We start from the raw sequence: 18,278 nt of genomic DNA, 5'->3' as shown, positions 1-18,278 counted from the left end.
TTGTTAGATCGGCATTGCAAAGAATGCCGTTATAACTTGAGTAAACAGGGTTTTCCTCTGCCACATGTATTGCTGTGGCATTTGGAAACAATTGGAAAAAGCCTACATCGATAGATTTAACTGTAGACGGAATAGTTATAGAGGTAACGCCAAGTGCTTTCTCAGCTTCGGCATAATATTCACTTGTGTAGGGATTTTTGGCGCTTTGGGAGTTTTCAACATCTGTGGCGCTTTCGACATTTGCAGCGCTTTTAGAATTTGCCGCATTTGTGGAATTTGCCGCACCTTCAATATTATTTGATTGAGTTACCGCACCAGCGGTTGAAATTTTTTGGGTTTCTGCGGGGTTTTCAGGGTTTAACCTAAAATCACAGAACCCCCCCCCCCATTTCTATATTCGAACTTATGTTCGTTACTGTATAGGTTTTCTCACCAGAAACAACTTGTGCAGGAATTTCTAGTGCACCTTCGGGGCTTGTGCTAAAACCAACCAGTGTTGCTGTGGCTGTTTTTTCATCTGCCACATAGTTTAGATCGTTGTAGGTAAACATGGTGGCAATATCTGCATCTAAGTTCACAGGAACACTTGCGCGCACTACATCTTGCACTTCTATAGGAGTAGCGACAAGCGCATTTGCGTCTTCTTGTGTCTGCATATTTGTTGTATTGGTTTTAGAATCTGTTGCATCCGCCGCATTGCCTTTATTGTTTTCATCTGCAAAAGCTGCAAACGGCGCAAGAGAGCATGCTAGCGTTGTGGACAAAACCACAGAAGCAGCTCGTTTGAGCATAGTAGTGTCACTCATATCTATCTGTCCCTTAATGTTCATCATCTATTGCGTCCCGTGCAATAACTGCCTTGATGAACTTCGTCTTTTTTATACCCGATGCCTTTTAAGGCTGAACAATTTATACGCCTCGCGCAAAGCAAAATGCAAGCATAAATTTGAGAATGGGCAGAGCCCTTCACGATTTCAACAGATATGCAATTATCTTATCAAGATATAATACAAGCGTTCTAAATATCGAACATTATGTGAAGATTTCCCAGTTAAAAGAGTATTTTTTGCCTCTTACTTCCCTTATTAAACACAATACACTATAATGCAATTATCATTCATTTTGGATGCAATTAGGAGTAAATATGCCAGCCTTGCAATTAAAAGACTGCCCCCCTGATGTATACGACACATTACGAATATGTGCCAACAACGAAGACCGAAGCATTGCCCAGCAAACTCTGCACATACTTAGAAATTATCTAGATTTATACAATCAGGTGCGTGGCACAACCAATCCCGATAGTGTGATATTTAATCCAAATTTAGCCGCGTGCCATATTAACGAAGAAACTAGATTGAAAATTAGAACAGAACAGCGCAGGAAATTATTCGAAAAGATTAGTTTATTAGAACCGATCGAGCTATCTGAGGATTTTCAAGATACGGCAGAAATGATAAGGCAAGAACGCGAATCCCGAATGGATCGTATAATTCCAGAATTAGCAGGTAAATAATGGTTGTTATGGATTGTAGTGCCGCGGTTAATATTGCTTTAGACAATGAAAAAGGAAACGGGCTTCTTATGCTCTTGCAGCCTAATGAAGAAATTATTGCCCCTACTTTTTTTCGCATAGAATTGAGAAATTCATTTTGGAAATATATTGTCCATGGCGAGATGGACGAGCTTACAGCCCAAGAACGAATGACATACGCAGAAAGCCTTATTACCAAATTTGTACATACCGAAGACTATATGACGGAGGTCTTCTCTCAAGCTGTAAAGTTTCAACATCCCGTATATGACATGCTCTATCTGTGTATGACGCGGCGCAATGGAGCCACTTTGTTCACACTAGATCAAAAGCTAATGCAGATATGTCGCGAAGCAAAAGTTAACTGCACCGAACTGGTAGATTTTTAACTAGTTGCTATCCAATTAATGTTGCGTTATTTTTGATTGCGCATAATTCGTTAACACTTTAGGAGATCTCATGTCCAAACAAGAACCATCTATAGATCAGTGGCTAAAAGAAGCGAAAACATCGCCGGAAGCAGAGCAATGCGGCATGTTTCTTACCCACAACGGCGTAGTGCGTATAACTCCGAAAGCACAGGTGCGTGAAGGCGTTGAAGGGCTAGGCAATGTTGCGCAAGTAGAATTCAGCTACGATGCAGCTGGTGTAGACGCAGCTATAGAAGAAGCGCTTACGTGGCCCGGTGTGTATTATGTGCGCGTATGGTTAAATGAAGGTAAGTTAGGTGTGGGCGACAGTCTGATGTACGTTTTAATCGGCGCAGATATACGCCCGAACTGCATTGACGCACTACAGAAGCTTGTGGGCAAAATCAAAAACGACCTAGTTGTAGAGAAGGAAATATACGCCTAGTTACGAATTAACTAATCCCACGGATCTGGCTCATAAAAAGGCTCGATATACGGTCTGTCGCTATACGGATCGTACCCGTCATCATCTTCATTGGCGGCACGTAAATAAAGGTCGCGCTTAGCAGACTTCTTAGAAGAGCCGTGTGCTTTTGCCGCGACTCTTCTCTTTTCATCAGAATCCAACTCAGATTTTTTCATAGCCTACTGCCCCATCCAATGAAAATATCAACAGTGAAATCAGAAAGACGAAGTGAAGGCTGCGTAGCTTTCGAACATAGCCTTCCTGATTTCACGCATCGAATATAGAACCTAATCTACAATCCGTAAGTAAAGCCTGAAAGACGGAGTGAAGGCTGCGTAGCTTCTGAACGTAGTCTTTCAGGCTTTACGGCTTTACAGCTTTACACATCAACACACCCTATTGGAAGTACTTTACTCCAGCTTCAAAAATTGGCTGATACAAATTGCCGGGAACGTTCTTGTACAAATTAGCTCCCGCGCGTTCAGTGTGCCCCATTTTCCCAAGCACTCGTCCATCCGGACTGGTTATTCCCTCTATAGCCAACATACTGCCATTCGGGTTAACAGCCAAATCCATCGAAGGCTTAGCACAAGAATCTACATACTGAGTAGCTACCTGCCCCGCCACAACCAGTTTATCCAACAGGTCAGGTGGTGCCACAAAGCGCCCTTCGCCATGACTTATAGCTACAGTATGCACGTCACCCACCTTGCATTCTGCAAGCCACGGCGACAAATTAGAAGCCACCCGCGTATGCACCAAACGACTTTGATGACGTCCTATCTGATTGAATGTTAACGTTGCACAATCGGCATCTATAGGACGAATATCTCCATAAGGCACAAGCCCCAATTTCACCAGCGCTTGAAAACCGTTGCATATGCCAAGCATTAAACCATCGCGATTTTGTAGCAAATCGCGCACAGCGTCGGTCACAGCAGGCGCACGGAAAAACGATGTTATAAATTTCGCCGACCCATCGGGTTCATCGCCCCCCGAAAAACCACCCGGCAACATAACTATTTGTGCACTTCGAATAAGTTTCGCTAATTCAGCGGTACTTTCTCGTACTGCATCGGGCGACAAATTGTTAATAACATACGTAGTGGCACGCGCGCCCGCACGCTCAAACGCTGCCGCAGAATCATATTCGCAATTATTTCCGGGAAACACCGGAATAACAACATGAGGCCGAGCAATAGCCGCGCCGCTATAAGTTGTTGCAGAGCCCGCGCTATAGCTAATTACAGAAATATCTTCTGCCACCTCTGTTTCTTCACGCTTAGTGCGATACGGAAATACGCTTTCAATACCAGATTCCCATACCTCTTGAAGTTCATCCAAGTTAAGTGTTTCTTCGGGCAACGCCAATTCGTAAGCTTTTGTCACCGTACCTATAACGTTAATTTCTATATCGTCTGTGGAAGCAGGCACCTGCACACGCTCGTCCATCTCTAAGATGAACGACCCATATGCAAGGCTAAACAGCGTGTCCGCAGCTGAAGTTGCACCAAAAATAGGAGGCAAATTATTTAAGCTAACACCCAAGCGATTGCCTACGCACATCTTAAACAACGCTTCTGCCACGCCACCGTAGCCAGAAGTGCTAGCGGCAAGCACTTCGCCGCGACCAATAGCGGCTTCCACCCAATCTAGCACGACGCACGCAGATGCCGCGCTAGGCACAATGTCGCTCGCATAGTCTCTGGAATATTTGGGAGACACTAACACTACGCGACTTCCCGCAAGCTTAAATTCGGGCGATGTAATTCTGTCCACACAGCCCACAGCTGTCGCAAAAGATACCAGTGTAGGCGGCACATCAAGCTGTTCAAAACTGCCCGACATAGAATCTTTACCACCAATTGCGCCAATATGGAAATCTAACTGCGCCATTAGCGCACCCAAAACAGCTGCAACTGGCTTTCCCCAGCGCGCAGGCTCGTCGCGCAATTTTTCAAAATACTCTTGGAATGTTAAATATATATCAGCACGTTTGAAACCCGTAGCCACAAGTTTTGCCACTGATTCCAATACTGCAATATAGCTACCTATGAACGGATCAGCTTCGGTTAAGTAAGGGTTAAAGCCCCACGAAAGCCCAGAAACTGTAGTGGTCTTACCACCTAAAACTGGCAGCTTCGCCACCATTGCCAAAGCAGGTGTAAGTTGCGTGGCACCACCAAAAGGCATAAGAACAGTAGCTGCACCTATTGTAGAGTCGAACCGTTCCGCTAGACCCTTATTCGAAGCAACGTTTATATCGGATAACAGCGCGCAGAAACGCTGCTTGATAGTGTCGTCGTCATTCGGCAAAACCGCCTTGCTGCCGCCTGTAGCCTTTCGCACTTCAACAGCTTGAAACTTCGGTGCCCCATTGCTGGCAAGAAATTCGCGAGAAACATCAACAATATTCTTACCGCGCCACGTCATGCGTACACGCGGCTCAGCTGTAACACGCGCCACTGGAGTAGCTTCCAAATTTTCCTCGTGCGCCAAGCCAATGAATGCCTCAACATCTTCGGAAGCCAATGCGACCGCCATGCGCTCTTGACTTTCAGAAATAGCTATTTCGGTACCATCTAACCCGGCATACTTCAAAGGTACTGCGTCTAAGTTAATCTGTAAACCATCGGCAAGTTCTCCTATTGCTACAGAAACGCCGCCCGCACCAAAATCGTTGCAGCGTTTTATCATGCGGCAAGCCTCGCCCCGCCTAAACAAACGCTGTATTTTGCGCTCGACCGGGGCGTTGCCCTTCTGCACCTCGGCACCACAGTTTTCCAAGCTGTTCAGCCCATGCGCCTTCGACGACCCCGTGGCACCACCTATACCATCACGCCCGGTACGACCGCCCAGCAAAACCACAACATCACCCGGCGCTGGCGTTTCCCTGCGAACATGATCAGCCGGCGTAGCGCCTACAACCGCACCAATTTCCATACGCTTTGCCGCATACCCCGGATGGTAAAGTTCGTTTACCTGCCCGGTAGCCAATCCAATCTGATTGCCATACGACGAATAGCCCTCAGCTGCCGTTATACATAACTTACGCTGGGGCAACTTACCGGGCAACGTGTCAGACATGGGCGCGGTAGGATCAGATGCACCCGTTACGCGCATCGCCTGATACACATAGCTGCGCCCTGAAAGCGGATCGCGAATGGCACCACCAACACACGTAGCCGCACCACCAAAAGGCTCAATCTCGGTAGGATGATTGTGCGTCTCGTTCTTGAACAAATACAACCAATCCTGCAGTTGCCCGTCAACATCCACTTTTACGCGCACAGTGCAAGCATTTATTTCTTCAGACTCATCCACGCCGCGCATAATGCCCTGCGCCTTTAGCCATCGCGCACCTATAGTGCCCATATCCATCAGGCATACAGGCTTATCTTCGCGACCAAGATTGCGGCGCAATTCTAAATACTTATCAAACGCGCGTTGCACGTTCGCATCGGCAACTTCAAAATCGGTTAGCTGCGTGCCGAAAGTGGTATGGCGGCAATGGTCAGACCAATATGTGTCTACCATTTTTACTTCCGTAATAGTAGGAGAGCGCCCCTCTTCACGAAAATATTGCTGCAAGAACGTTATATCAGCCAAATCCATAGCAAGCCCACGCTCGGCAATAAAGCCCGCAAGACCATCTTCGTCTAACTGAAGAAAACCGTCTAACACTTCTACATCGGCAGGCTCTGGAAAGTCTTGCTCTAGTGTTTTCACTGGTTCTAGCTGCGCTTCGCGTGCCTCAACCGGATTAATAACGTAATGCTTAACAGCCTCAATATCGTCTGCGGAAAGATTGCCTTCCAAAACATAGACAGTAGCCGTGCGCACATCGGGGCGCACCTGCTGTCCTATCAGAAGCATACATTCCGCTGCACTATCGGCGCGTTGGTCGAATTGCCCCGGCAGCGACTCAACGGCGAATACCTCCTCTTTCGCAGAAATGTTCGCTTCATCTAAAGTGCGATACGTGAAATCTACCTGAGGCTCGCTGAATACTCCTGCAACGCTACTGGCAAATAATTCATCACCAGCACCTTCCACATCGTAGCGATTCAACACACGCAGACCATGCAGCCCCTGCACGCCCAGCACATCACGCAATTCGCTTGTTAAGCGACTAACATGCGGATCAAACCCCGGCTTCTTTTCTACGTATATTCTGTTAACCATTGTCGTCCACCTTCGCAGACTTAGTTTTAGCCTTTTCGCCAGCCTTGTCGGTAGCCTCCGGTTTTGACGCATCCGCTTCGGCATTCGCCTCATCCACTTGCGATTTCTTACGAGCTTCCTCGGCTAACTTAGCAGCCTCAGCCTGCTGTGCCTTTTTTCGACGCGCACCTAAGCCGCGTCGGCTCTGCACCACGGGCTTCGCTTTTTCTTCCTCAGCCTCTTTCTTTGCAGCGGCAGCTTTATTGCCGGCTTTGCGCGCAGCCCTTGCGTCCTCTTCCTCAAGCGCCACCATGCGCGCCTGATACGCCTTGCGCTCTTTGCGAATTTTTGAAAAGTCTACATAGAATGCAAAGATTATTAGCGCATACGCCAAGAACAATGCCACAATTGCCAGCCAATCGGGCTGCACGCCACGCAATGCCCACGACGCGCAAACACACACAATAGCGCCGCCTAGCGACAACATCCATGTGATACGCAATTTCTTATAGCGGGCGGTATCTGGCTTGTAATATTTTCTGTCCAGTTCACGCTGGCGCTCTTGCTCTTTTTTGCGTGCCGCCTTTTGTGCAGCCTTTCGTTCAGCTGGCGTTTTTTTGGCCGTCCCTACCGTAACTGTTGCTGCAGCTTTCGATTTCGGCTTAGCCGAAGCCGCGCTTTTACGTGTAACTCCGTGTTTATTCTCGCTGTTATACCGCTCATTCATAGGATTGCGCTGCGACATGCAAAACTCCTGTCCGAGTTCTTAAATAACTTACCAATTATAGTAAATTATCAAGCACTATCGCGCACTATTAACGACACATTGCACCATAAGTAAAGTTGGAAAGGACAAGAAATTCTGGCGATACGGAAGAGCGGAGTGAAGGCTGCGCAGTTTCTGAACGTAGCCATTAGTTTTTATATTCCGAATATCTATCGCGGCACGCATTGCATAAGTAAAGTCGGAAAGGTGGAGTGGGGGCTGCATAGCCTCTGAACGTAACCTTTCCGACTTTACGCCCCGATATGTCCGACACGCAAAATTATAGCGGCTTACCAACCAAAAGTTCGTAAGCTTGTAAGTATTTCTGCGATGTACGCTCTATTATTTCCTGAGGCAAACGCGGAGGTGTACCTTGCTTGTCCCAATTTGCCGTAAGCCAGTCACGCACAAATTGCTTATCGAACGACGGCTGATCTTTTCCAGGCGCATATTCATCAGCCGGCCAAAAACGCGACGAATCAGGTGTTAACACTTCATCACCAAGCGCTATACAACCATCTGCACCGCGCCCAAATTCAAATTTCGTATCCGCAATTATTATGCCGCGCTGACTAGCGTATTCAGCAGCCGCATTGTAAACCAGCGTAGACAGCCGCCTTAATTCCTGCGCGTCATCTTCGCCTAGTATCTGCGCGCATCGCTCGAAGCTGATGTTTTCATCATGATCGCCAATTTCAGCTTTCGTGGAAGGCGTAAACAGCACTTCGGGAAGCTTCGAAGAATTTTGTAGCCCATCGGGCAAGTGAATGCCGCACACCGTTCCTTCGCGCTTATATTCTTTCAAACCGCTACCAGCCAAATACCCGCGCACTATACACTCTACCGGGAACATCTCCATTTTGCGCACTATCATAAAACGCCCGTCAAGCCACTCTGCCCACGGCGCAAATTCATCCGACAAATCTGCCACATCGGTAGTAATCATATGGTTATCCACCACATCGTCAAGCAATTCAAACCAGAATTTAGAAATCTGCGTTAGAACTTTGCCCTTATAGGGAATCTCGTCTTCCAAGACATAGTCGAATGCCGATATACGATCGGTTGCCACCAACATCAGCTTGTCGCCCAGATCGTATATATCGCGCACCTTACCCTGAGATATCGGCTTGATTGTTATCGGATTCACGATTGCCTCCTGTCGCTTATGCGGTTGCGCTGCAAATTACTACGTGCACGAACACGCGATATTGTATCTTCATAAAGCGGAATATGTATTGTAAACGTGGCACCTTTGCCTGTTTCGCCCTCTACGCCTATCCATCCCTTATGGCGATCTACAATTTCTTTTACCACCGCAAGACCGATTCCTAAGCCTCCACTTGCCCTAGCACGCCCTGCATCGGCACGCCAGAAGCGCCCAAATACCATTTTGGCTTCTTCGGGAGACAATCCAATGCCCGTATCGCTAACAGCAATATTAGCCATAGCAGTACTGCGACGTACACTTACATCTATGCGTCCACCTTCGGGCGTATAGCGAACCGCATTCGAAATTAGATTAACAACAGCTTGACGAATCATATCGGAGTCGCCAAGTACAAGCACGCGGTCGTCGGTATAGAAAGTAAGCTTCAACCCCGATTCTGTTACAAACTGCTCGTGAGTTTGCACAACTTCACCAATAAGTTCGCCAAGGTTTACCACGTCTTGCTTCATAGGATTGCTTCTATTTTCCAAACGCGATAACTTCAGCAATGCATCAACCAGACGGCTCAGGCGCTGAACTTCACTATTTACTCTTTCCAGATGCTCTTCGTCGGTATCATATACGCCATCTATCATGGCTTCCATGTTTGCCTGTATAGACATTAGTGGCGTTCGAAGTTCATGCGCCACATCGGATGTTAAGCGCTGCTCTAACTTGCGATCGTTTTCAACCGACGCAATCATGGCATCGAAAGTTTCGCCTAAATGCGCTATCTCGTCTTCACCTGTTAAATTAGAACGCGCATTCAATTTGCCAGCCTTCACCGCAGCAGCCGTGCGTGTAAGACGATTAATCGGTGCCACCAAGCGACGCGCAAATACCATGCCAAACAGCGATGCAATCGCCACAGCAGCCAAACCCGCAAAAATCAGCGCCGCATATGAATTGTCTCTGAACTGCCTGTCCAGCTTGTTCATAAGCGTGTCAGACCCGTAAACCCACATGCGAACCGAGCCTACAACTTTGTCGCCCACCTTAATTTTTGCGCCGGCAATTTGCGCAGGATCGCTAGGTTCAAACGATGTGCCATCCCCCCTAGGGGCGCTTTCATTAGAAGTTTCATAAATCGTATTACCCGCAGCATCTAACACTTTTATGCTAACTTCGGGCGACACTTCCGCTGCCATAGCAATAGTTTCTACCGCTTCAGAGTCCAATTCGCCCGAATTCTCGTAAACCAAAGCTATACGAGTAGCAGCAGTTGAAGCTAGCGATTCTATATTTTCTGCGGTATAAGCTTGAAAATATTGACCCCAAACAGCGCTAACTACGCATACAGAAATTATGGCTGTAAGCGCCGCTATCATTGCAAACGATAGCGCAATACGTGTTACGTAGGTTAAGTTTGCCCAGCGCAAGCGCGAAAAAAAGCTGCGCTTGCGCTTCGTTTCTTCCGCGTCTTCTGAAGCAAAATTTTCTTCAGAATTACTAGGGCGCTTCTCATCTGCCGCAGGCGCAGCTTCGGGCGTATTCTGATCCGTAGTAGTTTCGCTGTCCATTACTTTAGATTTACAGGGCTCTACAGTTCACACTAAATAGACTGGGTAGGATCTTCAAAACGATAGCCCACACCGTGTACGGTATGAAGCCACTTAGGATTCTTCGGATTATCGCCAATCTTGGCACGCAGGTTCTTCACATGACTGTCTATCGTGCGCTCGTAGCCCTCAAAGTCGTAGCCAAGCACTTTCTCAACCAATTCCATACGCGAATACACACGACCGGGATAGCGCGAAAGCGTAGTAAGCAACTTAAATTCGCTAGCCGTTAGGTCTATCTCTTTGCCATCGACCAAAACCTTATGACCTGAGATATCTATAATCAACTCGCCAAACTCTAACACCTCGCGCTGCGGCGCATCGTTTGAATGGGCACGGCGCAGAAGCGACCTTACACGCGCAACCAATTCACGCGGGCTAAAGGGCTTTACCAGATAATCGTCCGCACCAAGCTCTAAACCTATTACACGGTCTTCCACTTCACCTTTTGCGGTAAGCATAATAATGGGAACATCCGAACTGTCGCGAACAGTGCGGCATACGCGTTCGCCCGAAACGCGCGGAAGCATAAGATCCAAAATGATTAAGTCGTAGTGGTGCTTCGCGAATTCATCTAGCGCATCCTGCCCATCGCCCACAGCAGTTACCCAGTAGTTGTCGCGCTCTAAATACGCTGTTACAGCATCACGAATATTCTTCTCGTCCTCAACAAGCAAAATGCGTCGCGTATCATTATTCATAACTAACGCCTCCGAAAAGTCAGCAGCACATACCAACACAAAATAATCTTGCGAATATTGTACCTTTTGCAACCTAAGGGATGAAATCGCGTTGCCTAAATGACACAATAGAGGCATGAAAATAAACGGCAGAAAACGCCCGCAGAGCAAAAGGCGCTCACAATACGCACACGCCAGCACGCGAGTGCGACCGAGCGTGGCTAATTCGTCGCGCACAACACGACGCAAACACACAGCCGATCAGGCTAGCACACGAAACACCGGCGTTGAAAATGACTCCACCAACATAGCAAACATATTGCTTACCAGACGCGGATTTCTTTACGGTATTGCAGGCGTAGCCGCTGCTGCCGCAGTAGGAACTGCCGCATTCGCAGCTACGGGTGGCTTTTCGCCAAAGCACGATACTCCGGCACTATCCGTTCCAACCAGCAGCGTTTTCACAACCGATAACTGCGAATATATTGAAAACAATCAAGCGCTTCGCGTGGTTACATCCGTTTCGCTGCCTTATGGAACTATGGTATGGGCATCCGACCCTAGCGTAGCCGCCTGCTTATTGCCTACCGAAACGGGCAAACCGCTAACAAATGTAGGTCTTATTTCTCTTAGCGCAGGCACATGCCGCACAATATTAGACAAAGCACACGGACAATCTGACGGTTTTGAAATATACGATGCCCGAGCTACGTCTAGCGGACTAATATGGACAGAAGCCGACATTTTAGATGGAAACTGGCGCGTTTATCAGGCAACACTTTCCGGTGCCCAGCTAGGAGAGCCAGTATTAATGCACGAAGGCGATACCAATTGGGAGATGCCAACATTGGCTGCCAGCGGCAATTACGCATTCTGGCAAGTGTTGCCGCAGCTAAACGGCAATGCCACTAAAGAAGACAGCCTTATGATGTGCGTAGAATTTGGAGGCAGCCCAGAGGCTGCGCGAACATTGTACACATCGCATGGGCGCATGGCTTGTTCTCCTAGTCCCTCAGCTTCGGGAATTGCCTGTGCCCCACGCGCCGACACTAGCGATACGCGCTACCAACTAACTCATATAGACGCAGCAACAGGCGAAGTTACCGATGCGTTGGCGTTGCCCGCCTCGATGCGCCCGATATATGTGGCATATGGCGAAAGTGGTTTTGCATTCAGCTTCGACGGCATATACAACTATGGTGATGGCATAGCGAATCTTGGCACATACACACCTGCATCCGCACCCACATACGACTTAAAAACCGCCACAGCTGATGCCCAAAATTCGCTACGCGACAAAAATGGACAACTTTCAGAGCGCAACGCAGAAGAAGCCAACGCCAGAGCTGCCCAAGCAGTTGCCGATCTGTACAGCAGCTCGACATGGTTCCGGTTTCCGCGCACACCGGTTACACCGCCTGCTTGGTACAACAATTGGTTCGTTGTTAAATCTACACGCGCCGTGTCGGGCGTAGATTTAGGCGCAAAGCGTTACTTCGCCTTAGATGTGGAAAACGGCGCACCAGATTATGGCGAATTCTTAGCATCGTATGGCACGTGCCAAAATTTGGTTACATACACCAATATCGACTACACGCCCATAAATGGCGACCCCATTAAAGAATGCCGTATGAAAGTTTGGAAAACTGTTTAGAATTCCAAAGTTTCTAAGCGTTCAAAAATCGGATCAATTCGCGTCAAGAATGCCTTCGGATCAAAAATGGCATCTAGTTGTTCGGGTGTCAAAACAGATGCATCCGGGTCGGCCTCTATATTCTCGCGGAAACTAGGACCAGCAACCGCATTTTGAATATCGTCCCAAACGCGCATAGCATTGCGCTGCACTATTACATATGCGTCCTCGCGCGTAAGACCCGCATTCACCAGCGCAAGCAAAACCTTGCTGCTAAATATTAGCCCGCGTGTACGCCATAAATTGTGTTCCATTTTTGCCGGATAAGTTTGCAACCCATCCAGCATCCACTGCATTTTTCCAAACATATAATCTAGCGCTATGAAGCTGTCGGCTAGCGCCACACGCTCGGCGCTTGAGTGGCTTATGTCGCGCTCGTACCACAGCGCCACATCATCAAGCGCCACTTGCGCGTTGGCTTTCACCACACGCGAAAGACCACATACGCGCTCAGCGGTTATAGGATTGCGCTTGTGAGGCATAGCTGAACTGCCTTTTTGCCCGCGCGTAAACGGTTCTTCGGCTTCTATAACATCGCTTTGCTGAAGCAAGCGCACCTGCATAGCGATGCTCTCAAGCGTGCTTGCCGTTGTTGCCAGCGCTGTAGCCATTTGCGCATGCCTGTCGCGCGCTAATACCTGCGTGGAAAGCGGGTCGGGCGTAAGCCCTAGCTTTTCGCACACATAGCGCTCTACAAACGGATCGATACTAGAATACGTGCCAACCGCGCCGCTTATAGCTCCCACGGCACACACCTCGCGCGCCTGCTGCATGCGAACTTTGCACCGATGCAGCGCCCAAGCCCAGCTACCAAATTTCATTCCGAAAGTCATAGGTTCGGCGTGTATACCATGCGTGCGTCCGACACATAAAACATCGCGCATTTCCAACGCGCGGCGTTTGCAAGTTTCGCCAAGCTGACAAACGTCCGCAATTATAATGTCAGCCGCTTGCGCAATCTGATAGCTTAAGGCGGTGTCTCCCAAATCGCTAGAAGTCATGCCGTAATGCACCCAGCGGCTAGGCTTTTCTTGACCCTCGGGTATTTCGGCATCAATGTTTTCAGCCATATTCGTTGTGAAAGCAATTACATCATGGTTCGTAACCTGCTCGATCTCGGCTATGCGACCTGCATCGGCTGCTGCATGATTACGAATCCACTTCGCTTCCTCTGCCGTTATGCCGCACTGACCAAGCTCTGCCTGCGCTTCACACGCCAACACTTCTATTTCGCGCCAAATATCAAATTTATTCTGGAAATCCCATATTTTGCCCATAGCTGGACGTGTGTAGCGGTCAATCATATTAAGCCCTTTCCTCTTACGCAGCCGTCCACCAAGCAAAACTATAAGGAACGAAATACTGCTCGCACTTCATCTAATACATCGCTGTCGGCAACTACTATAACCTGATCGCCCGGGAATAATATTATGTCATCGTTAGCAACTTCGGCATCATCTTCGTATGCCACAGCCACCGCAAGTGCACCTTCTGGCAACTCTACATCGCCCAGCGCAACACCCTCTTCGTCGGAGTGATGGCGCATGTGCCCCACGGTAAATTCAGAAAGCGAAACGTTGCCATGCGTCAGCGAAGACACCACCGATACATTTCCCAGCAGCGCTTCTTCCTCAATAAGATTCGCAATAAGCGTGGTTGACGAAACGCATTCGATTCCCACTTTGCGAAAAATTCGCAAATTCTTCGGGCTATTCACGCGCGCAATAACGCGATTGACATTAAAAACGCACCCGGCTATTTCGCACGCGACCAGATTCGTGTCGTCTTGACCTGTTGCGCCCACAAATATATCAGCACGGCGCATTCCAGCATCTTCTTGGAATCGCGAATCGCAGCCGTCGCCATTTATAACTAGGCACTCGCCCTCTAGCGACACCGAAAGCAAGTCGGCTACTTGTTTGTTCTCCTCTATTATGGCAACCTGATTGCCGCTTTCCAGCAACACATTTGCCAGATAAGAGCCCACTTTGCCGCCACCGGCTATAACGATATACATATCGCGCCGCCTACCCTTGCATATACTTTGTAAACTGCTGGATATAGTCGTGGCGAACAGCTGCTAACACTGTATCACCGTTATGCAACACTGAATCGGTTGTAGGAATGCTGCTAGACGACCCGTCCTTGCGCTCGAACGCTATTATACGCACGTTATGGTCGCGCTCTAGTTCACCAACACGCACGCTGCTCGCCGCAAAAGCATCGTCGCTATTGTCAAGTTTTAGCGAAAATTCAAGCACTTCACATTCGCCAAATGTAGCTATATGGCTGCCATGCCCGCTCATAACCTTGCTAAACATCTCTTCAGCCACAAGCGCTGTACCGCAAACGTAATCAATTCCAAGCTGCATATAAGCGCGTTCGCGACCGGGATTATAAAGCCTTGCAATAACATGCGGAACATCGAACAATCTGTTTGCCACTTCGGCACACATCAAATTCGTATTGTCTAGCTGAGTAACTGCCGCTAAAACATCGCATTCCTCAATGCCAGCCCGCAGCAACGCCTCTTCATCGAATCCAATTCCCTGAATTGTAGAACCATTAAAGTTGCGCCCCAAATTTGCAAAAGCGTCAACCGACCGATCAATACAGCAAACATTATTGCCCGCATCAGACAACATATTCGCCAATTGCGAACCCACACGCCCGCACCCGACTATGATAACGTTGCTCATGGCTAGATTTTTGCCATCTCGTTTAGTGTATCGCGATACCAATTCGCATAATTCGGCGGACAATAGCGCTGCGCATTAGAAAAACTGATGGTGAATCCATAAACTTCTGCCAAGCCTTTTACGTGCGCACGTATAGCCGAATCCCAGCTTGGCCACGAACCACCAGTCCAACCCCAAGCGTTGTGCCACGAAAAACAGTTGCGACCTTTTGTGCTTTCAGTATTCGAAATAGCGGGCGACCACCGCGGATCAACACCGTTTTCCCAAGCAGCTTCCGCAAATGTAGCACCATAGCCAGCCAACGGAGAACCGTCGAGATAGTTGTTGATGCGAGAAGTCCACTCTGCAATAAACGCGTCGCGCCCAATAGAAAAATCAACCGCATAAACGCCAATGCCACCATTTGCAGCCGACTTAACCTGTGCAGCCTTAGCTTTTTCGATGCATTGCGCTTCGTGCCTACGAGCTGCTTCTTCAGCGGCGATGCGTGCAGCCTCCTCCTCGGCTGCAATTTCAGCGACACCCGCCGACACATCGCGCTGAGAAACTTCACCCAGCGCCGCAGTCTTCGTTAAATCTATTGAAGTCTCGGTGGTGGGTTGATCGGATTTCTGATTATCGTTAGAAAATGACATAAGCGCCGAACCGCCAGCAGAAGCCAGTCCTAAACCTGCTCCCCAAGCTATAACGATTGCAACGCATATAGCTACAGAAACTTTAATGGCAGCCGATCTGCGAGTAGCAACATTAGGACGTACAGCAGCGCAAGAATGCGCATTTGCGCCAGAAGCAGCATAAAAAGCAGAGCTGCGCTTATTCGTGCGCACGCGCTGAACCTTTTTCGAGCTGGCTGCTATGTGTTTACCCTTTGTCAACTTCTCCGTTTTGCCTTCCAACACAAAAACGACCGCCGAAGCGGTGACAGCTGACTGGATTGTTGGTGGATTTGCTGCCAATGGAATAAATATGTTTTGGGATATTCTACAGCATAAAACAAGACGCGCAATCAACAATTCGTCATTGGCAACATTAACCTTTAAGCTAAGAGGAAAATTTTCTAAAACTGGTCAAAACTTCCGACTTTCCACGGTCAGAGTGCCCAATAGGTCGCTTGAAATGTGGAGAACACTGGGCAAACATGAAATACCAACGCACCAACATAGGCAATTTGGCGTTTTTCACCATGGAAAGCCGGAAGTTTTGACCAGTTTTTACAAATTTTTATACCAAAGCAAAAATACGCTCATAAATACCTAAATCAGTAATAATTCGCTATTTCAGCTAAAAAGATATCAACATATATTTTTACTTTAGGGCTCCTATGCTTTTACTTCTAGAAAAATCTTCGGACGTTCACAGCATGCGTACACACATATCGCGCAATGCTGCATTCGAAAAAACTATATACAAAGGTATTTTTCTTATTTCCTGTTTGCTTGCGCGCTGCGCAAATCCGCTCAAACAATTCATTGTTTAGGGTAGTACTTCAATGTTCATTCTTAATAATTTTGCGTTTGACGTTATGGGGCTGCAACAAAAGTCTTGAATGGTTATCTTGAACCGCTATATATTGAAATGAAATGCAAGAAACCCACCACATATTGTGGCAAGTTTCTTATTGATGAGACTTCTGTTACAGCCCCATAGATTTACCTGCACAGCTAACATAACTATAAGCACATCCCGCCTCGACAACACAACAAACACCACCTCTCTCTGTTTTGGGCGAAGCGTTATAGCCGAAATATTTACGCAACACCGCTAAGGCTGCCTCTTTGCTGTAGTTTTGCAAGTTGATTTTCCTGTTTTCTGACTCAAAGTAGCTCATGCTATATCTTTGATTAAGCTGCATATAGGAATATAGGCATATCAAATTTAGCAACAAATGCGCGTTAATATTTTCGCGAACACTACGAAGCTATTTATAGACTGTGTTTCTTGCAAAAACCTTGCATAAATCGCACTTAATTCTTACAAAAACATTGCATAGATTCACATAAAATCTATCGTAAACCTTGCAAAAATCTAACAGAAAAAACGGGCTTGAACTGGGGATTCTTTATGCTAATGTAATAACCATGACGATTTATATTACAGGCTACACAGCACTCGAATATTGGCGCTGGCAAATGCTGACAGGCACTTGTTTAGACAGGTCTGCAAAAACAAAGGCAACACGACTTGGACGATGCAGCGAAGCACCGAGCGAAATAAAAGAATTCTGCAATTCATTTCATCAAGATTCAAGACCAATACACCTTGCTTGCGCAAATAAACGCAATTATCCAAATATTCGCTTCCATTTAATCACACAAGAATTGCCGCCAAATTCACTGTTCAAAATAAACAGCAAAGTTTATGTTGCGTCTCCGGAATTAGCGCTAGCTCAAGTAGCAAATGCCGAATCTTTCATTGACACACTACTAATAATGTTTGAAGCATGCGGTCACTATACTTTAGACAATTCCGATACGCGCGGTTTTCGCCAACGCCCTCCACTTACTTCCACTAAAAAACTGCATGCTTTTACTAAACATGCAAAAAGCACCTACGGAATAAAAGCGCTTTGTAAAGCCGCGCATAACGCAATAGACGGTTCGGCATCTCCTAGAGAAACAGCTGCAGCATTACTTCTTACGCTTCCTTCTCGTTATGGCGGTTATGGGTTAGAAAAACCAAAACTAAATGAGAAAATTGAGCTTTCTAAAAGTCAGCAACATGCTTTAGGCAAGCAATTTCTTCGAGTAGACATGCTGTGGGAAAAGGCACACATAGCACTGGAATATGATAGCGACGCCTTTCATTGCGACTCTAAAGATATATCGCGCGATTCTCGCAGACGGAACATGCTAGAACTACATAATATAAATGTATTAACACTAACCAGAGACGAATTAAATTCTATTAACGATACAGAACGCATAGCTAAATTAATAGCACACGGGCTTGGCAAACGACTAAGAATTAGATCTGACGGATTTGTGCAGGCTAGATACGCCCTGCGCAACAAAGTGCTTTCTAGTCATCACTGATGAATCATTGGTGCATAGGTTTTGTATAAACAAAACAAAAATGAGTATCAGGTAAATTTTTGCGA

18 protein-coding genes are annotated in these 18,278 nt (G+C 47.4%); 6 read left to right on the top strand and 12 right to left on the bottom strand.

Annotation, left to right across the window (positions count from 1 at the left end; genetic code table 11):
• Positions 1 to 368: 368 nt before the first annotated feature.
• The gene (locus G7Y37_RS03775) at positions 369 to 833 is read right to left on the bottom strand and encodes a hypothetical protein (RefSeq protein WP_165062019.1); all 465 of its coding nucleotides are present in this window, start codon (positions 831 to 833) and stop codon (positions 369 to 371) included.
• Between the two features lie 311 nt (positions 834 to 1,144).
• On the opposite strand from G7Y37_RS03775, the gene G7Y37_RS03770 reads away from it, so the two are divergent.
• The 3 genes from G7Y37_RS03770 to G7Y37_RS03760 all read left to right on the top strand — a co-directional run bounded on the left by G7Y37_RS03770 (position 1,145) and on the right by G7Y37_RS03760 (position 2,389).
• On the top strand, positions 1,145 to 1,516 hold the full coding sequence (locus G7Y37_RS03770; RefSeq protein WP_165062017.1) for a hypothetical protein: 372 nt from the start codon (positions 1,145 to 1,147) through the stop codon (positions 1,514 to 1,516).
• Entirely contained in the window at positions 1,516 to 1,923 is a 408-nt protein-coding gene (locus tag G7Y37_RS03765; RefSeq protein ID WP_165062015.1) for a type II toxin-antitoxin system VapC family toxin, read from the top strand. Before G7Y37_RS03770 ends, G7Y37_RS03765 begins: the two co-directional genes overlap by 1 nt.
• A gap of 70 nt (positions 1,924 to 1,993) precedes the next feature.
• Positions 1,994 to 2,389: a molybdenum cofactor biosynthesis protein MoaE gene (locus G7Y37_RS03760; protein ID WP_165062013.1), complete on the top strand. Its 396-nt coding sequence runs from the start codon at positions 1,994 to 1,996 to the stop codon at positions 2,387 to 2,389.
• Between the two features lie 11 nt (positions 2,390 to 2,400).
• Here G7Y37_RS03760 and G7Y37_RS03755 read toward each other — a convergent pair whose 3' ends face one another.
• The 6 genes from G7Y37_RS03755 to G7Y37_RS03730 form a co-directional block, all read right to left on the bottom strand.
• On the bottom strand, positions 2,401 to 2,586 hold the full coding sequence (locus G7Y37_RS03755) for a hypothetical protein (protein ID WP_165061742.1): 186 nt from the start codon (positions 2,584 to 2,586) through the stop codon (positions 2,401 to 2,403).
• 220 nt (positions 2,587 to 2,806) lie between these two features.
• The gene (locus tag G7Y37_RS03750) at positions 2,807 to 6,595 is read right to left on the bottom strand and encodes a phosphoribosylformylglycinamidine synthase (RefSeq protein ID WP_165062012.1); all 3,789 of its coding nucleotides are present in this window, start codon (positions 6,593 to 6,595) and stop codon (positions 2,807 to 2,809) included.
• Positions 6,588 to 7,319, bottom strand: coding sequence for a hypothetical protein (locus G7Y37_RS03745; protein ID WP_206214083.1), 732 nt, complete (start codon positions 7,317 to 7,319; stop codon positions 6,588 to 6,590). Before G7Y37_RS03745 ends, G7Y37_RS03750 begins: the two co-directional genes overlap by 8 nt.
• A 301-nt stretch (positions 7,320 to 7,620) precedes the next feature.
• Entirely contained in the window at positions 7,621 to 8,490 is an 870-nt protein-coding gene (locus G7Y37_RS03740; protein ID WP_165062010.1) for a phosphoribosylaminoimidazolesuccinocarboxamide synthase, read from the bottom strand.
• Positions 8,487 to 10,070 (bottom strand): cell wall metabolism sensor histidine kinase WalK, encoded by a 1,584-nt coding sequence (locus G7Y37_RS03735; RefSeq protein WP_165062008.1) that lies wholly within the window; start codon positions 10,068 to 10,070, stop codon positions 8,487 to 8,489. The genes G7Y37_RS03740 and G7Y37_RS03735 overlap by 4 nt, the downstream gene beginning before the upstream one ends.
• A gap of 32 nt (positions 10,071 to 10,102) precedes the next feature.
• On the bottom strand, positions 10,103 to 10,810 hold the full coding sequence (locus G7Y37_RS03730; RefSeq protein WP_165062006.1) for a response regulator transcription factor: 708 nt from the start codon (positions 10,808 to 10,810) through the stop codon (positions 10,103 to 10,105).
• A 196-nt stretch (positions 10,811 to 11,006) separates the two neighbouring features.
• Between G7Y37_RS03730 and G7Y37_RS03725 the strand changes: the two genes are divergently transcribed.
• Positions 11,007 to 12,443 (top strand): Tat pathway signal protein, encoded by a 1,437-nt coding sequence (locus tag G7Y37_RS03725; RefSeq protein ID WP_165062004.1) that lies wholly within the window; start codon positions 11,007 to 11,009, stop codon positions 12,441 to 12,443.
• Here G7Y37_RS03725 and purB read toward each other — a convergent pair.
• Genes purB through G7Y37_RS03705 form a run of 4 tightly spaced genes read right to left on the bottom strand, consistent with a single transcriptional unit; the run spans position 12,440 to position 16,056 of the window.
• Entirely contained in the window at positions 12,440 to 13,786 is a 1,347-nt protein-coding gene (purB, locus tag G7Y37_RS03720) for an adenylosuccinate lyase (RefSeq protein ID WP_165062002.1), read from the bottom strand. The two genes, G7Y37_RS03725 and purB, sit on opposite strands and share 4 nt — an antisense overlap.
• A 41-nt stretch (positions 13,787 to 13,827) precedes the next feature.
• A complete protein-coding gene (locus G7Y37_RS03715; RefSeq protein WP_165062000.1) occupies positions 13,828 to 14,499 on the bottom strand; it encodes a TrkA family potassium uptake protein in 672 nt (223 codons plus the stop codon).
• Between the two features lie 10 nt (positions 14,500 to 14,509).
• Positions 14,510 to 15,181, bottom strand: coding sequence for a TrkA family potassium uptake protein (locus G7Y37_RS03710; protein WP_165061998.1), 672 nt, complete (start codon positions 15,179 to 15,181; stop codon positions 14,510 to 14,512).
• 2 nt (positions 15,182 to 15,183) lie between these two features.
• Positions 15,184 to 16,056, bottom strand: coding sequence for a CMP-2-keto-3-deoxyoctulosonic acid synthetase (locus tag G7Y37_RS03705; protein WP_165061996.1), 873 nt, complete (start codon positions 16,054 to 16,056; stop codon positions 15,184 to 15,186).
• On the opposite strand from G7Y37_RS03705, the gene G7Y37_RS03700 reads away from it, so the two are divergent.
• Positions 16,037 to 16,438 (top strand): hypothetical protein, encoded by a 402-nt coding sequence (locus G7Y37_RS03700; protein WP_165061993.1) that lies wholly within the window; start codon positions 16,037 to 16,039, stop codon positions 16,436 to 16,438. The genes G7Y37_RS03705 and G7Y37_RS03700 overlap by 20 nt on opposite strands.
• A 376-nt stretch (positions 16,439 to 16,814) precedes the next feature.
• Here G7Y37_RS03700 and G7Y37_RS03695 read toward each other — a convergent pair whose 3' ends face one another.
• Complete coding sequence (locus G7Y37_RS03695) at positions 16,815 to 17,009, bottom strand: hypothetical protein (protein WP_165061991.1); 195 nt, start codon at positions 17,007 to 17,009, stop codon at positions 16,815 to 16,817.
• 250 nt (positions 17,010 to 17,259) lie between these two features.
• Here G7Y37_RS03695 and G7Y37_RS03690 point away from each other — a divergent pair, with 250 nt between their 5' ends.
• Complete coding sequence (locus G7Y37_RS03690) at positions 17,260 to 18,213, top strand: hypothetical protein (RefSeq protein WP_165061989.1); 954 nt, start codon at positions 17,260 to 17,262, stop codon at positions 18,211 to 18,213.
• The last annotated feature ends 65 nt before the right edge of the window (positions 18,214 to 18,278 follow it).

Source organism: Adlercreutzia sp. ZJ154 (assembly GCF_011039055.1).
GTDB lineage: Bacteria > Actinomycetota > Coriobacteriia > Coriobacteriales > Eggerthellaceae > Adlercreutzia_A.
Note: the sequence above shows the minus strand (reverse complement) of the source record. Positions and strands in the feature narration are given on the sequence as shown.

Coding starts and splice junctions, on each gene's coding strand:
- G7Y37_RS03775 (WP_165062019.1), bottom strand. CDS start 833: ATGATGAACATTAAGGGACAGATAGATATGAGTGACACTACTATGCTC.
- G7Y37_RS03770 (WP_165062017.1), top strand. CDS start 1,145: ATGCCAGCCTTGCAATTAAAAGACTGCCCCCCTGATGTATACGACACA.
- G7Y37_RS03765 (WP_165062015.1), top strand. CDS start 1,516: ATGGTTGTTATGGATTGTAGTGCCGCGGTTAATATTGCTTTAGACAAT.
- G7Y37_RS03760 (WP_165062013.1), top strand. CDS start 1,994: ATGTCCAAACAAGAACCATCTATAGATCAGTGGCTAAAAGAAGCGAAA.
- G7Y37_RS03755 (WP_165061742.1), bottom strand. CDS start 2,586: ATGAAAAAATCTGAGTTGGATTCTGATGAAAAGAGAAGAGTCGCGGCA.
- G7Y37_RS03750 (WP_165062012.1), bottom strand. CDS start 6,595: ATGGTTAACAGAATATACGTAGAAAAGAAGCCGGGGTTTGATCCGCAT.
- G7Y37_RS03745 (WP_206214083.1), bottom strand. CDS start 7,319: ATGTCGCAGCGCAATCCTATGAATGAGCGGTATAACAGCGAGAATAAA.
- G7Y37_RS03735 (WP_165062008.1), bottom strand. CDS start 10,070: ATGGACAGCGAAACTACTACGGATCAGAATACGCCCGAAGCTGCGCCT.
- G7Y37_RS03730 (WP_165062006.1), bottom strand. CDS start 10,810: ATGAATAATGATACGCGACGCATTTTGCTTGTTGAGGACGAGAAGAAT.
- purB (WP_165062002.1), bottom strand. CDS start 13,786: ATGATTGACCGCTACACACGTCCAGCTATGGGCAAAATATGGGATTTC.
- G7Y37_RS03715 (WP_165062000.1), bottom strand. CDS start 14,499: ATGTATATCGTTATAGCCGGTGGCGGCAAAGTGGGCTCTTATCTGGCA.
- G7Y37_RS03710 (WP_165061998.1), bottom strand. CDS start 15,181: ATGAGCAACGTTATCATAGTCGGGTGCGGGCGTGTGGGTTCGCAATTG.
- G7Y37_RS03700 (WP_165061993.1), top strand. CDS start 16,037: ATGTGTTTACCCTTTGTCAACTTCTCCGTTTTGCCTTCCAACACAAAA.
- G7Y37_RS03695 (WP_165061991.1), bottom strand. CDS start 17,009: ATGAGCTACTTTGAGTCAGAAAACAGGAAAATCAACTTGCAAAACTAC.
- G7Y37_RS03690 (WP_165061989.1), top strand. CDS start 17,260: ATGACGATTTATATTACAGGCTACACAGCACTCGAATATTGGCGCTGG.